The sequence below is a fragment of the Blautia difficilis genome, assembly GCF_014297245.1.
GTDB classification, from domain to species: Bacteria; Bacillota; Clostridia; order Lachnospirales; family Lachnospiraceae; genus Blautia_A; species Blautia_A difficilis.
Genome location: NZ_JACOQG010000013.1, coordinates 21,028 through 35,600, shown reverse-complemented (window position 1 = coordinate 35,600; position 14,573 = coordinate 21,028). Strand labels below are relative to the sequence as shown.

At 45.4% G+C, this 14,573-nt stretch carries 12 protein-coding genes; all 12 read left to right on the top strand.

What is annotated here, in order from left to right:
• The first annotated feature begins 9 nt into the window (after window positions 1-9).
• The 12 genes from H8Z82_RS09555 to rpe are packed head-to-tail and all read left to right on the top strand — an operon-like array spanning window position 10 to window position 14,571.
• A complete protein-coding gene (locus H8Z82_RS09555) occupies window positions 10-1,770 on the top strand; it encodes a DUF7507 domain-containing protein (RefSeq protein WP_186994985.1) in 1,761 nt (586 codons plus the stop codon).
• A gap of 58 nt (window positions 1,771-1,828) precedes the next feature.
• Window positions 1,829-3,286, top strand: coding sequence for a UDP-N-acetylmuramoyl-L-alanyl-D-glutamate--2,6-diaminopimelate ligase (locus H8Z82_RS09550; RefSeq protein ID WP_186994984.1), 1,458 nt, complete (start codon window positions 1,829-1,831; stop codon window positions 3,284-3,286).
• 9 nt (window positions 3,287-3,295) lie between these two features.
• A complete protein-coding gene (gene priA / locus H8Z82_RS09545; RefSeq protein WP_186994983.1) occupies window positions 3,296-5,515 on the top strand; it encodes a replication restart helicase PriA in 2,220 nt (739 codons plus the stop codon).
• A 17-nt stretch (window positions 5,516-5,532) separates the two neighbouring features.
• Entirely contained in the window at window positions 5,533-6,006 is a 474-nt protein-coding gene (gene def / locus H8Z82_RS09540) for a peptide deformylase (RefSeq protein ID WP_186994982.1), read from the top strand.
• A gap of 17 nt (window positions 6,007-6,023) precedes the next feature.
• Window positions 6,024-6,971: a methionyl-tRNA formyltransferase gene (gene fmt, locus H8Z82_RS09535; RefSeq protein WP_186994981.1), complete on the top strand. Its 948-nt coding sequence runs from the start codon at window positions 6,024-6,026 to the stop codon at window positions 6,969-6,971.
• A 4-nt stretch (window positions 6,972-6,975) separates the two neighbouring features.
• Entirely contained in the window at window positions 6,976-7,668 is a 693-nt protein-coding gene (locus H8Z82_RS09530; protein WP_186994980.1) for a zinc metallopeptidase, read from the top strand.
• Window positions 7,661-9,013, top strand: coding sequence for a 16S rRNA (cytosine(967)-C(5))-methyltransferase RsmB (gene rsmB / locus H8Z82_RS09525; protein ID WP_186994979.1), 1,353 nt, complete (start codon window positions 7,661-7,663; stop codon window positions 9,011-9,013). The genes H8Z82_RS09530 and rsmB overlap by 8 nt, the downstream gene beginning before the upstream one ends.
• A 3-nt stretch (window positions 9,014-9,016) precedes the next feature.
• Window positions 9,017-10,057 (top strand): 23S rRNA (adenine(2503)-C(2))-methyltransferase RlmN, encoded by a 1,041-nt coding sequence (gene rlmN, locus H8Z82_RS09520; RefSeq protein WP_186994978.1) that lies wholly within the window; start codon window positions 9,017-9,019, stop codon window positions 10,055-10,057.
• A 1-nt stretch (window position 10,058) separates the two neighbouring features.
• Window positions 10,059-10,805: a Stp1/IreP family PP2C-type Ser/Thr phosphatase gene (locus tag H8Z82_RS09515; RefSeq protein WP_019162791.1), complete on the top strand. Its 747-nt coding sequence runs from the start codon at window positions 10,059-10,061 to the stop codon at window positions 10,803-10,805.
• On the top strand, window positions 10,799-13,015 hold the full coding sequence (gene pknB, locus H8Z82_RS09510; protein WP_019162790.1) for a Stk1 family PASTA domain-containing Ser/Thr kinase: 2,217 nt from the start codon (window positions 10,799-10,801) through the stop codon (window positions 13,013-13,015). Before H8Z82_RS09515 ends, pknB begins: the two co-directional genes overlap by 7 nt.
• Window positions 13,016-13,018: 3 nt before the next feature.
• Entirely contained in the window at window positions 13,019-13,897 is an 879-nt protein-coding gene (gene rsgA / locus H8Z82_RS09505; protein ID WP_186994977.1) for a ribosome small subunit-dependent GTPase A, read from the top strand.
• Window positions 13,897-14,571 carry a ribulose-phosphate 3-epimerase gene (gene rpe / locus H8Z82_RS09500; protein WP_456298241.1) on the top strand — a complete coding sequence of 225 codons (675 nt, stop codon included), beginning with the start codon at window positions 13,897-13,899 and terminating at the stop codon, window positions 14,569-14,571. Before rsgA ends, rpe begins: the two co-directional genes overlap by 1 nt.
• Window positions 14,572-14,573 lie beyond the last annotated feature (2 nt).

Sequence of the window (14,573 nt, the reverse complement as noted above, 5' to 3'; positions counted from 1 at the left end):
GACGATAATATGAAAAACAGAATATGGAATCAGACGAAAGCAGCAGTACTTGCCATGGCAGCTATTCTTTCAGGCATCTGTGTACCGCTTCAGGGAATGCAGGTATCAGGGGCAGAACTGGTAGCGCCGGTTCTGAATATAGAACAAAGCGCAAAATGGACGGATGAGGAAAATTATAAAGCAGATCTGACCCTGCGGCTTAGCGGGCTGAATACTTTGAAGGATACCAGTGAAGCGGAACAGGAGAAACCCCAGGCAGGAATGGAGACAGAAAGCTTTACAGCAGATGAGGGGGAGAATATGGAAGAAAATTCTGAGGAAGGTGGAGCAGCGGAGAAAGCAGAAACTGTAGAGGAGACAGAAGTCAGAGAAAATGTGGAGACTGGTGAAGACACAGAGACAGAAGAGGTTTCTGGAAAAGTTGAAAATCTTGTGAGCGAAACTGAAAATCCTGCCATGCCGGAAGAAAAGAAGGAATATATTCTGACCACATACATATCTGAATATTTTCTTCCGGATACAGCTTTTCTTCCGGAAGAAATTACAGCAGAAACTGTTTCCATAAAAAACCAGAAGGGAGAAGACACGGAGATCTTTTGTCTTACAGATCATCTGCAGATAGAAAAGATCACAGAGGATTATTATGCACTGACTGTTCCGGTGACACTGCGTCCGGAATATCAGCTTTCCTGGGAGAAAAGAAATTATCCGGTGGTACAGGATGAACCTTTACAAAAGGATCAGCCGGGATTGGGTACATTTTTACAGGAAAAAAGAGGAGAAGAACTTCAGACTCTGGTTTCCAATCCTTCCCCTGAATTGTTGGTAAATGCGGCAAAAACAGGAATCGAGGCAGTTCTTAGGGCAGATGTGGAGAAAACAAAAGCCGGACAGCCGGTAAATTATATTCTGGATGTGACCAATACAGGCCAGCTTTCTTTGACAGATCTTCGGTTTTCAAGCAGTTTTTCTATGGAGGATATCCGGGCAGTGTGGGAGTCTGAACCGGATTTTTACGTAGATGGCAAAGAAGCAGTTTTGGCTGCATTAAACCCAGGAGAGAGCAGGAGATTTCGGATGACGCTTCTGCCGGATGAGAATAAGGAGGGAGATCTGTTTCACACAGTAACTGTAAAGACAAAACATCCTGGCAGAGAAGAAATGATTGGCTGTCAGGCTGCATGCCAGATTAAAGTAGAAGGACTGAAGGCCTCTTTTGAAGTGGAAAAAACAGCGGACAGAACGGAAGCTTTTCCGGGCGATACGATTACCTATCAGATATGTATCCGTAATACAGGAGAAAAAACACTTCATTCTGTTCTGAGCACAGAGAGATTTCTAAATGCAAATATTCAGGCTCAGTTTATGCCAAAGGAAGGAGTAACCTTAAATAGTACAAGAACGCAGGCGCTGATTCCAAGCATTGCACCGGGAGAGGCTTTGGGGCTTTATGCGGTTGTAACGATTCCTCAATATTTTGAGAGTCAGGAGCTGGTAAATGAGGTAACTGTTATTTCTGATGAGACCGGGACAACGAATATGAAATCTCGGTCAGAGGTGACTGTGAAGTCTGCGGAGGTGACGGTAACACCACAGATCACACAGACCTATTCCTCTTATCAGTCCTATGGGGCAGGTTCGAAATCAGGGAGCGCCTATGAGACAGCCTCCAAGCCCAGCACAGGAGATGATACAAAAGGAACATTTTTTCTTGCATTATGTGTGTGCGCAGTTATTGTAGGAGCGGCAGCTGCCAAAAAACAACGTTGAAACGGGAATGGAGGTGTGCTATTCTAATATAGAGTATATAAAAATATGGAGGACATCAATGAAGTTAATATCCTTATTAGAGCGTCTGGAGTATACCTGTATTCAGGGAAGCACAGACCAGGAAGTTAAAAACGTTGTATATGATTCCCGAAAGGTAGAAGAGGGTTCTCTTTTTATCTGCATCCGCGGGGCGGTTGTGGACGGACATAAATTTGTGCCGGATGTGATCGCAAAAGGTGCGAAAGTTCTGGTAGTGGAGGAGAAAGTTGAGGCTCCTGCAGATGTGACTGTTATCCTTGTGGAGGACAGCCGCTATGCCATGGCATTTATTTCTGCCGCATATTTCGGATATCCGGCAGAAAAATTGAAAACGATCGGTATTACAGGAACAAAGGGAAAAACCACAACTACCTATATGGTAAAATCCATTCTTGAAAATGCCGGATATAAGGTGGGGCTCATCGGAACTATTGAGGCCATCATCGGTGATAAGGTGATTCCTGCAAGCAATACCACACCGGAATCTTATATGGTTCAGAAATATTTCCATGATATGGTTGAAGCAGGCTGTGACTGTGTGGTAATGGAGGTTTCTTCCCAGGGACTTATGCTTCACAGAACACAGGGCTTTGTCTTTGATTTTGGTATTTTTACCAATATTGAGCCGGATCATATCGGGCCAAATGAGCATAAGGATTTCGATGATTATCTCAGATGTAAATCGCTGCTGCTGAAACAGTGCAGAACAGGGATTGTAAACAGGGATGATGAGCATTTTGAGAAAATCATACAGGGACATACCTGTGAGCTGGAGACTTATGGATTTTCATCGGAGGCAGATCTTCGGGCTGAGGATGCAAAGCTAGTGGGAGGTAAGGGATATCTGGGAATTTCCTATCATTTGAGAGGACTGCTTGACTTTCCGGTAGAAATCGATATTCCGGGTAAATTCAGCATCTATAATTCTTTAACTGCCATTGCCATCTGCCGCCATTTCAAAGTATCAGAGGAGAATATCCTGAAAGCTCTGAAAGTGGCAAGAGTAAAGGGACGTATTGAAATGGTGAAGGTGTCTGAGGACTTTACACTGATGATCGATTACGCACATAATGCAATGGCACTGGAAAGCCTTCTGACCACATTACGGGAATATCATCCACACAGACTGGTATGTCTGTTCGGATGTGGAGGAAACCGCTCCAGACTTCGCCGCTATGAAATGGGAGAGGTGGCAGGAAAGCTGGCAGATCTGACGATCATTACCTCAGATAACCCAAGGGATGAGGAGCCCCAGGCTATTATTGATGATATAAAAACAGGAATGTCCAGGACCAGCGGTAAATATGTGGAGATCATAGACCGTAAGGAAGCTATCGCCTATGCGATCCACCACGGAGAACCGGGAGATATTATTGTTCTGGCCGGTAAGGGACATGAGGATTATCAGGAGATCAAAGGCAAGAAATATCCAATGGATGAGAGAGTACTGATTGCTGACATCCTTGCAGGCAAATAATGATTAATTATGATTTATGCTGATATAATAATAGATATTTCCAGTGAAAAGCTGGATAAAACCTTTCAATACAGGGTGCCGGAAGAACTGGAGCAGGAAATAAAGGTGGGGATGGTGGTATCCATCCCTTTTGGAAACGGAAATAAAATCCGTAAGGGATATGTGATAGGTCTGACGGATAAGCCAAAGGTAGATCCTGACAGGATAAAGGCGATTTTTCAGTGCAGCAGCGGACAGGAGACAACAGAATCCAGGCTGATCATTCTGGCAGCCTGGATGAGGGAAAATTATGGCTCTACCATGATCCAGGCATTGAAGACGGTTCTTCCCATACAAGAGAAGATACGGGCAAAGGAGAAGAGATATCTCTGTCTGAACGTTTCAGAGGAAGAGGGAAGAAAAATTCTGGAAGGACTGGAAAAAACCAGGTTTAAAGCGCGAACAAGGCTCCTGAGAGAACTTCTGGACAAAAAACGGTTGGAGTATACTCTGGCAGCAAAAGAGCTTGGAGCCACTTCTGCTGTTGTGGGAAAAATGAAAGAGCAGGGAATCCTGCGTATAGAGTATGATGAAATTTTTCGTAATTCTATAGATGGAAAGGACATTCCCAGAGAACCGGCTCTGACTCTGAACCGGGAGCAGGAGCAGGCGGCAGAGAAAATACTGCAGGAATGGGAAAAGCCTGAGCCACGGCCGGTACTGCTTCAGGGAGTGACCGGAAGCGGTAAGACCCAGGTATATATGCGGCTGATCGAGGAAATACTTGCAAAGGGCCAGCAGGCTGTTGTGCTGATTCCTGAGATTGCATTGACTTATCAGACTGTGAGGCGGTTCTATGCCAGGTTTGGAGAGAAGGTTTCTGTCATTAATTCCAGACAGTCCCAGGGAGAACGCTATGATCAGTTTAAACGTGCAAGGGGAGGGGGAGTCCAGGTAATGGTGGGTCCCCGTTCTGCATTGTTTACCCCCTTTCCGGATCTGGGGCTGATCATAATAGATGAGGAACATGAGCCAAGCTATAAAAGTGAAAGTTCTCCCAGATACCACGCCAGGGAGACCGCCATTGCCAGAGCAGGGATTGAACATGCCAGAGTTGTTCTGGGATCAGCCACTCCTTCTCTGGAAGCATACAGCAGAGCACGGAGCGGTGAATATGGTCTGGTGAAACTGACTGCCAGATATGGGGACAGACCAATGCCGCAGGTATCAGTTGTTGATCTCAGGGAAGAGCTGAGAGGGGGGAACCGCTCGGTTCTGAGCAGATCCCTGCAGGAGAAAATGAAAGAACGGTTGGAGAGAAAAGAACAGATCATGCTGTTTTTGAACCGCAGAGGCTATGCAGGCTTCGTATCCTGCCGTTCCTGTGGATTTGTGGTGAAATGTCCACACTGTGATGTATCGCTGTCAGAGCATAATAATGGCAGATTGCTGTGTCATTACTGTGGATATGAGACCAGAAAGCCGCAGGTATGTCCTCAGTGTGGCTCTCCTTATATTGGTGGCTTTAAGGCCGGCACCCAGCAGATTGAGAAGGTTGTAAGGGATACCTTTCCTGGAGTCAGAACCTTGCGTATGGATTTTGATACTACCAGAAATAAAGGAAGCTATGAACAGATTCTGGCAGCCTTTGCTGCTCATGAAGCAGATGTGCTGGTGGGAACCCAGATGATCGTGAAAGGGCATGATTTTCCGGATGTAACGCTGGTAGGAGTGATTGCTGCAGACCTTTCCCTCAATGCAGAGGATTACCGCTGCGGAGAGCGTACTTTTCAGCTGCTGTGTCAGGCAGTGGGACGCTGCGGAAGAGGAAGGAAAGCAGGTGAGGCAGTGATTCAGACCTATCACCCGGAGCATTACAGTATTCAGGCATCGGCTGCCCAGGACTATCAGACCTTTTATGAGGAAGAGATGAGCTACCGTATGCTGTTGGATTATCCGCCTGCATCTCACATGCTGGCAATTCTTGGATCAGGGGAGAATGAGGAAGTACTGACTCAGGCTATGCATTATCTGGAACTGTATATCCACAGGATCTACAGGGAAAAAGATCTGCATGTAATAGGGCCTGCTTATGCAGCCATAGGTAAGGTGAAGGATATTTACAGGCAGGTTATTTATTTAAAGCATAAAGAATATAAAACACTGGTCCGGATCAAGGATCAGATGGAAAAATACATGGAAATAAATTCCGGTTTCCGGAAAATATATATACAGTTTGATTTCAGTTGAGAAAAGGAGATTAGAAAATGGCACTTAGAACAATCAGAGTAGAGGGGGATCCTGTACTTACAAAAATCAGCAGACCGGTAGATAAAATGACACCGCGTATCCATGACCTGATCACAGATATGCTGGATACCATGTATGAGGCAATGGGAGTTGGCCTGGCTGCACCGCAGGTGGGCATCCTGAAGCGTGTTGTGGTAATTGATGTAGGTGACGGACCGATCATTTTAATCAATCCGGAGATTATTGAGAAGTCCGGAGAGCAGACAGGAGATGAAGGCTGCCTTAGTGTTCCGGGGATGTCAGGACAGGTAACCCGCCCTGACTATGTAAAGGTGAAAGCTTTGAATGAGGATATGGAAGAAGTGGTATATGAAGGAGAGGGACTTCTGGCCCGTGCTTTCTGCCATGAACTGGATCATCTGGATGGACATATGTATACAGAGCTGGTGGAGGGAGAGCTTCACCGGGTCAGCTACGATGAAGAAGACTGAGAGGATAGGATTAGAATATGAAAATAGTTTTTATGGGAACACCTGATTTTGCTGTGCCGCCCTTAAAGGCACTGGTGGAAGCCGGATATGATGTGGCAGCAGTGGTTACTCAGCCGGATAAACCAAAAGGAAGGGGGAAATCCTTACTTCCTACACCTGTAAAGGAAGAAGCTCTTTTGCATGAAATTCCTGTTTATCAGCCCCAGCGTGTCAGAAATAACAGGGAATTTCTGGACACACTTCGTGAAATTGCACCGGATGTGATTGTTGTGGCAGCCTTTGGACAGATCATTCCCAGGGATGTGCTGGAATTGCCGAAGTTTGGCTGCATTAATATTCATGCATCACTTTTACCGAAATACAGAGGAGCTGCCCCCATCCAGCAGGCTGTGATCGATGGAGAAAAAGAATCCGGTGTTACCATCATGCAGATGGGAGAGGGACTGGATACCGGAGATATGATCTCAAAGATTGTGATCCCTCTGGAAAAGGAGGAAACCGGCGGAAGTCTTTTTGCAAAGCTTGCCCAGGCAGGTGCAGAACTTCTGATCAAAACACTGCCGTCTATTGAACAGGGAACTGCAGTATGGGAAAAGCAGCCGGAGGAGAGCCCGACTCCTTATGCGGCAATGATCAACAAAAAGATGGGGCTTATGGACTTTCATAAGTCTGCTGTAGAACTGGAAAGACTGGTACGGGGGCTGAACCCATGGCCAAGTGCTTATACCTTTGTAAATGGAAAGACTCTTAAGGTATGGAAAAGCCGGGCAGATGAAAAATGCTCCGGTGAGGCACCCGGAACTGTTGTTCTTACAGATAAAGAAGGAATTCATGTTGCCTGCAAGGGTGGAACACTGATTCTTACAGAGGTACAGCTGGAAGGTAAAAAACGGATGGATGCAGAAGCTTTTCTGCGGGGATATCATATAGTAGCAGGAAGCAGATTTACAGATCATAAGGAGTGATTGTATGTACGGATATTATTTTGATCCCACTTATATTTTGCTGGTTATAGGAATGGTATTGTCTCTGGCTGCATCAGCCAAAGTAAAGGGTACTTTTGCAAAGTACAGCAAAGTCCACAGTACTTCCGGGCTTACAGGGGCAGAGGCTGCACAACAGATTCTGCGCATGGCAGGAATCACGGATGTTTCCGTGGTGGCTGTTGCAGGAAGTCTGACAGATCACTATGATCCCAGAACCAGACAGGTTGCTCTTTCCCAGGATGTATATGGGAAAACATCAGTAGCAGCCATTGGAGTAGCAGCCCATGAGTGTGGACATGCAATCCAGGATGCGGTAAACTATGCACCTTTGAATATCAGAACTGCTATTGTACCGGCTGCCAATATTGGCTCTACTCTCTCCTGGCCATTGTTTCTGGCAGGGCTTGTTTTCTCCATACGTCCGCTGCTGACTTTGGGAATTCTTTTATTTTCTCTGGCTGTCCTTTTTCAGCTGGTGACCTTGCCAGTGGAGTTTAATGCATCAGCCAGAGCTTTGAAAATGCTGGGTGACAACCGACTGATCGCCCAAGAGGAGGTAAAGGGAGCACAGAAGGTTCTGGTGGCAGCTGCTCTGACTTATGTGGCAGCCCTTGCAGCATCTGTTCTGCAGCTTCTCAGACTGATCATACTGGCCGGAGGAAGAGACCGTGACTAATGGAATTAATACCAGAGAATTAATATTGGAAATACTACTTGAAATTGAAGAAGAGGGAAGGCACAGCCATATTGCCATTCGGAATGCGCTTTCCAAGTATCAGTTCCTTCCCAGACAGGAACGGGCATTTATTACCAGGGTATGTGAGGGAACTCTGGAATACAGAATTCTGATCGACTATATCATTGATTCTTATTCTAAGGTGACTGTGGATAAAATGAAACCTGCAATCAGAGAAATCCTGCGCAGCGGGGTATATCAGATTAAATTCATGGATAGTGTACCGGACAGTGCAGTGTGCAATGAAGCGGTGAAGCTGGCTCAGAGAAAGGGATTTTATAATCTGAAGCCTTTTGTGAACGGAGTTTTGCGGACCATAGCCAGGGAATATAAAAATCTGGAATTTCCATCCAGAGAGCAGGATCTGGTGAGATTTCTTTCTGTTAAGTACTCCATGCCTGAAAATCTGGTCAATCGCTGGCTGGAAGCTTACGGTGAAGAAAAGACAGAAATGATTCTGGCAGAGTTTCTGAAGGAGAAGCCGGTTACTGTGCGCTGCCGGATCCATAAATATCCACAGGAAGAGATTTACAGGAGCCTGACAGAGCAGGGAGTAAAGGTAACTCCTGCTCCCTATCTTCCCTATGCATATGAAATTTCTGATTATAATCATATTCTTGCCCTGGATGCTTTTATTCAGGGGAAAATTCAGGTACAGGATGTAAGTTCCATGCTGGTAGCTGAGGTTGCAGATCCAAAGAAGGGAGACTATATTATTGATATGTGTGCTGCTCCCGGAGGAAAAAGCCTTCATGCAGGAGATAAGATGGGAAATTATGGTACTGTAGATGCCAGAGATGTAAGCCAGCAAAAGGTGGACCTTATTGAGGAAAATATCAATCGTCTGGATTCCATCAATGTGCAGGCAAGAGTGATGGATGCCACTGTTTTTGATGTGGATTCGGAATTAAAAGCAGATATTGTTCTGGCAGATGTGCCCTGCTCAGGTTATGGGGTGATCGGCAAGAAGCCGGAAATAAAGTACAGAGTGACACCTCAGAAGCAGGAAGAAATTGTGATCCTGCAGAGAACGATCCTGGATCGGGCAGCAGAGTATGTGAAGCCAGGCGGAGTATTGGTTTTCAGTACCTGCACCATTGCAAAAGAAGAGAATGAGGAAAATATGATGTGGTTTATGAATCATCACCCATTTAAACTGGAGAGCCTGGATCCTTTCCTTCCTCAGGAACTTCATTCTGAAACCACTGCTCTGGGGTATCTTCAGTTATTGCCGGGAGTGCACAAAACAGATGGTTTCTTTATTGCAAAATTCAGGAGAAAATAAGTAATGACAGATATCAAGTCAATGACAGTTGATGAATTAAAAGAGCTGGTTACTGCCCTAGGGGATAAGCCTTTCAGGGCAAAGCAGATATACAGCTGGCTTCATGAGCACCTGGTTACTTCCTGGGATGAGATGACCAATTTATCCAGGGGGCTCAGAGAGAAGCTGAAGGAATACCCTGTTACTGCCCTGGAGGTGGTAGATGTACAGACTTCCAGACTAGATGGAACGCAGAAATATCTTTTTCGTCTCAGTGACGGAAATGTGATCGAAAGCGTGCTTATGCGGTACAAACATGGAAATTCCGTATGTATTTCTTCGCAGGTGGGATGCCGTATGGGATGTCGTTTCTGCGCTTCTACGATCGGAGGACTTACCAGATGTCTGCTTCCCTCAGAAATGCTGGACCAGATTTATCGTATTCAGACTCTGACCGGTGAGAGAGTGTCCAATGTAGTAGTGATGGGAACCGGTGAGCCACTGGATAATTATGACAATCTTTTGCGGTTTATACACATTCTCACAGAGGATGGAGGACTTCATATCAGCCAGAGAAATCTGACAGTATCTACCTGCGGACTGGTACCCAAAATCTATGAACTGGCTAAGGAAAAGCTGCAGATGACACTTGCACTTTCTCTTCATGCACCAAATGATGAGAAAAGACAGGAGCTTATGCCGATTGCCAGAAAATACAGTATGGATGAAGTTCTGGAAGCATGCCGCCACTATTTTGATATGACAGGCAGAAGGATCACATTTGAATATAGCCTTGTGGCCGGGGTGAATGACAGTGATGAGGATGCAAGAGAGCTTTCCGGAAGAATCCGGGATATCAATTGTCATGTAAATCTGATTCCCGTAAACCCGATTAAGGAGCGCTCTTTTGAACGTTCTACACGACAGGCTGTTGAGAATTTTAAAATAAAACTTGAAAAATGTGGAATAAATGTTACTATTAGAAGGGAAATGGGCAGTGATATAGACGGTGCCTGTGGACAGTTAAGAAAAAGCTATATGGAAAAAACAGAAAGCGAGAAGTGACATGAGGATATATTCAGCTACTGATGTGGGTCAGAAGCGGAAGATGAACCAGGATTATGTGTTCGCCTCTTCCGACCCGATTGGGAATCTTCCGAATCTGTTTGTTGTTGCGGATGGAATGGGCGGACATAATGCAGGTGATTATGCATCCTCCCATGCTGTCAGTGTTGTGGTAGAGGAGATTCGACAGGATCGGGATTTCAATCCGGTTAAGGTGATCCGTCATGCCATTGAAAGTGCGAACAGAGAGATCATTGAGCAGGCACAGAAGGATGAGAAACTGAAGGGAATGGGAACCACTATGGTAGTTTCCACTATCGTTGGGCAGTATGCATATGTGGCCAATGTGGGGGACAGCCGTCTCTATGTGGCGAACAGAGAACTTCAGCAGATAACAAGAGACCACTCATTGGTGCAGGAGATGGTCAGGATGGGAGAAATCAGTGTCGAAGAGGCCAGAAACCATCCGGACAAAAATATCATCACAAGAGCGCTGGGTGCGGAAAGGACAGTGGATGTAGATTTTTTTGATCTGAAACTGGAACCGGAAAGTGTGATTTTAATGTGTTCAGATGGACTGAGCAACATGGTCGAGGACAGCCGGATAAAAGAGATACTTTCCAGAAGGGATGAGGCCCTGGATGAAAGGGGCAGAACCCTTATCGGTGAGGCAAACCGTAACGGCGGTAAAGACAATATTGCAATTGTATTGATAGAACCATTCGCAAATGAGGTGGAAGAATGTTAAAAACAGGAATGATCATAGCAGAGCGCTATGAAATATTAGGCAAAATAGGTACCGGCGGAATGGCGGACGTATACAAGGCAAAGGATCACAAGCTGAATCGTTTTGTCGCTGTCAAGGTGCTGAAGCCGGAGTTTCGGGAAGATACAACTTTTATACAGAAATTCAGAAGTGAGGCACAGGCTGCCGCAGTCCTGACACATCCAAATATTGTTAATGTATTTGATGTTGGAGATGACAATGGAGTTTATTACATTGTTATGGAACTGATCGAGGGAATCACACTGAAGGAATATATTTCCAAGAAGGGCAGACTCTCTGTAAAGGAAGCTACCAGCATTGCCATTCAGGTTTCCATGGGGCTGGAGGCCGCACACAGCCATGGGATTGTACATCGTGATGTAAAGCCCCAGAATATTATTATTTCCATGGATGGAAAGGTAAAAGTAACAGACTTTGGAATTGCCAGAGCAGCGTCATCCAATACCATCAGCTCCAATGTAATGGGATCTGTTCATTACAGTTCTCCGGAGCAGGTGCGTGGAGGATACAGTGATGAGAAGAGTGATATCTATTCTCTGGGTATCACGCTTTATGAGATGGTGACAGGCAGGGTTCCTTTTGACGGAGATACTACAGTTGCCATTGCCATCAAGCACCTTCAGGAAGAGATGGTGCCGCCAAGTGTATATGCACCGGAGCTGCCGCACAGCCTGGAGCAGATCATATTGAAATGTACACAGAAAAGTGTTGACAGACGATACCAGAATATGGAGGATGTGATCGGGGATCTGAAGCATTCTCTTATTGATCCTCAGGGTGATTTTGTAAAGCTCACATCAGTAGATAACGATGCCAAAACAGTAGTGATTTCTGATGCGGAACTGGGTGAGATCAAGCATACACCAAAGCAGATTTCAAAGGCTGATCCGGAGGCTCTGGAAGCAGAGATCAATGAGACGGATTATGATGATGAGCCGGAGGATACATCACGGAAGAGACGGGAAAGCAAAAAGGATAAAAAACACAAGAAAGGCAATGGTCAGGTGATGACCATTATCATGCTTCTGATGGGTGTGTTGATCCTGATTGCAATCATTTTGATCGCAGGAAAAGCTTCTGGTCTGATCGGAGGAGCGAAAACGGAAAATAAACAGCAGGTTCAGACCGAGAAAACAGAGGATGATGAAATGGTCACTGTTCCGGATCTTCGTGGAAAAACAGAGGAAGAGGCTAAGACGATCACTAAGGATATGAAGCTGGGAATCCAGCCTATGGGTGAGGAAGCTTCTGACATGGCAAAAGGAACGATTTCTTCTCAGGATATTCCGCAGGGAAGCAAGGTTGAGCAATATACAACGATTAAGTATTATATCAGCAAGGGAACTCAGCAGATCACCATTCCGGATGTGGATGGACAGACAGGCATAGATGCCCAGCAGACACTGGAGGATATGGGACTTACTGTAAATGTCCAGAAGGAATACAGTGAATTAAATGATGACGGATACCCCCTTGTGGATCCGGGATATGCATATTCTACCACTCCTGCTGCAGGAAATCAGGTGGCTTCCGGAACAAGTGTTACGTTGGTTGTCAGCCGTGGTGTTGATTATGGTGACAGTGTGGAAGTACCAAGTGTTGTTGGTATGACGAAGAATGATGCGATTACAACCTTTGGCAAATTTCTGAATATTGAAGTGAAAGAGCAGAAGAGTACAGATGCACCGGCAGGAGAGGTAATTGCCCAGGAGCCTGAAGCAGGTGACTGGGATGATCCGGATACTGTGAATGTAGTGCTTACTGTAAGTTCCGGAGATCAGGATCCATCTTCTGCGCAGACTTCCGATTCAAATACACAAAGCAGCAATGCAGGCAGTACAGATAGTGCAGCCGGCACAGATACTTCTGCAGCAGATCTGGCACAGCAGAGTGCAGCTGCTGCAAACGGTGAGGTCTGGAAATGTACACAGGCATTGAATACACCGATCGGATATTCAGGAGGACCTATCCGCCTGGAACTGATACAGAATGTAAACGGTAATCCGTCTGCATCTGTGATTCTGGAAGGACAGACACTGCAGTTCCCGTATACACTGGATATCACTGGTGCACCGGGAGTCAGCCAGGGTACTTTATATCTTTCTGAGGAAATTAACGGAACCTATCAAAAGCTTGGAGAATACTCCATCACATTTGCTAAGGCTGAGTAGTACATGCAGGGAAAAATTATTAAGGGAATTGCAGGATTTTATTACATTCATGCTGAGGATAATGAAGTATATGAATGCAAGGCCAAAGGAATTTTCAGAAAAGATAACCGGAAACCTCTGGTAGGTGACAATGTGGAAATAGAGGTGCTGGATGAGAAGGAGAAGGAGGGCAGTGTTACTGCTATCCTTCCCCGGAAAAATTCCCTGATCCGACCGGCAGTTGCTAATGTGGATCAGGCTTTTGTGATTTTCGCAATGGAAAATCCAAAACCTAATTTCATGCTGCTGGATCGTTTTCTGATCATGATGGAGCAGGCAGATATTCCTGTTACCATCTGCTTTAACAAAAAAGACCTGGGAACTAGGGAAGAACTGGACTTTTTATATGAGACCTATCAGAACTGCGGATATCAGGTAATCCTGTCCAGTACCTATCAGGGAGATGGTATGGAGGAGATAAAAAAAATACTCCAGGGAAAGACTACGGTGGTTGCCGGTCCTTCCGGTGTGGGGAAATCTTCAATTACCAATGCCCTTCAGGGAAATGTGCAGATGGAGACCGGTGAGATCAGCAAAAAGCTGAAACGGGGAAAACATACTACCCGTCATTCACAGGTTATTCCGGCAGGAAAGGATACTTATCTGGTGGATACTCCTGGTTTTTCCTGTCTGTATCTTTCGGATATGGAGGAGCAGGAACTTAAGGATTATTTTCCGGAATTCCGGAAATATGAAGGGCAGTGCAGGTTTCAGGGATGCAGACATATCCATGAGCCGGGCTGCGCAGTAAAGGAAGCACTGGATAACCATAAAATCAGCAGTCTCAGATATGAAGATTATCTGGGACTTTATGAAGAATTAAAAGAGAAAAGGAGATTCTGATTATGTATCAGTTATGTCCGTCTATTTTATCAGCGGATTTTAACCGCTTAGGCGAACAGATTAAAATTTTGGAAGAAGAAGGGATTGAATGGCTTCATATTGATGTGATGGATGGTGATTTTGTACCCAGCATCTCATTTGGAATGCCGGTGATCAAATCAATCCGAAAAGAATCAAAATTATTTTTTGATGTGCATCTGATGGTGACAGAACCGGAACGGTATATCAGAGATTTCGTTGATTGCGGTGCGGATTCTATCACTGTACATGCGGAAGCCTGTGAAGATCTGGAACGTACCATAGAACAGATCCGTGAAGCAGGAGTAAAGGTGGGCGTATCCATTAAGCCTGCTACTCCGGTAAATGATATCAGCCATATGCTTGAGGATGTGGATATGGTTCTGGTTATGACTGTACAGCCGGGATTCGGAGGTCAGAAATATATGGAGGAGTGTACAGAGAAGATTCAGGAGCTTCGTGACCTGATCCAGGATGAAGATCTGAACGTAGACATTCAGGTGGATGGCGGGATCAATGATGAAACAATGGAAACTGTATTAAAGGCAGGGGCAAACCTTGTGGTGGCAGGTTCCTATGTTTTTAAAGATGATTTGGTTTCCGGAGTACGCCATGCAAAGAAGCGAATGAATGAAGTAATCAGAGAGATTGACTGAGG

Coding starts and splice junctions, on each gene's coding strand:
- H8Z82_RS09555 (WP_186994985.1), top strand. CDS start 10: ATGAAAAACAGAATATGGAATCAGACGAAAGCAGCAGTACTTGCCATG.
- H8Z82_RS09550 (WP_186994984.1), top strand. CDS start 1,829: ATGAAGTTAATATCCTTATTAGAGCGTCTGGAGTATACCTGTATTCAG.
- priA (WP_186994983.1), top strand. CDS start 3,296: ATGATTTATGCTGATATAATAATAGATATTTCCAGTGAAAAGCTGGAT.
- def (WP_186994982.1), top strand. CDS start 5,533: ATGGCACTTAGAACAATCAGAGTAGAGGGGGATCCTGTACTTACAAAA.
- fmt (WP_186994981.1), top strand. CDS start 6,024: ATGAAAATAGTTTTTATGGGAACACCTGATTTTGCTGTGCCGCCCTTA.
- H8Z82_RS09530 (WP_186994980.1), top strand. CDS start 6,976: ATGTACGGATATTATTTTGATCCCACTTATATTTTGCTGGTTATAGGA.
- rlmN (WP_186994978.1), top strand. CDS start 9,017: ATGACAGATATCAAGTCAATGACAGTTGATGAATTAAAAGAGCTGGTT.
- H8Z82_RS09515 (WP_019162791.1), top strand. CDS start 10,059: ATGAGGATATATTCAGCTACTGATGTGGGTCAGAAGCGGAAGATGAAC.
- pknB (WP_019162790.1), top strand. CDS start 10,799: ATGTTAAAAACAGGAATGATCATAGCAGAGCGCTATGAAATATTAGGC.
- rsgA (WP_186994977.1), top strand. CDS start 13,019: ATGCAGGGAAAAATTATTAAGGGAATTGCAGGATTTTATTACATTCAT.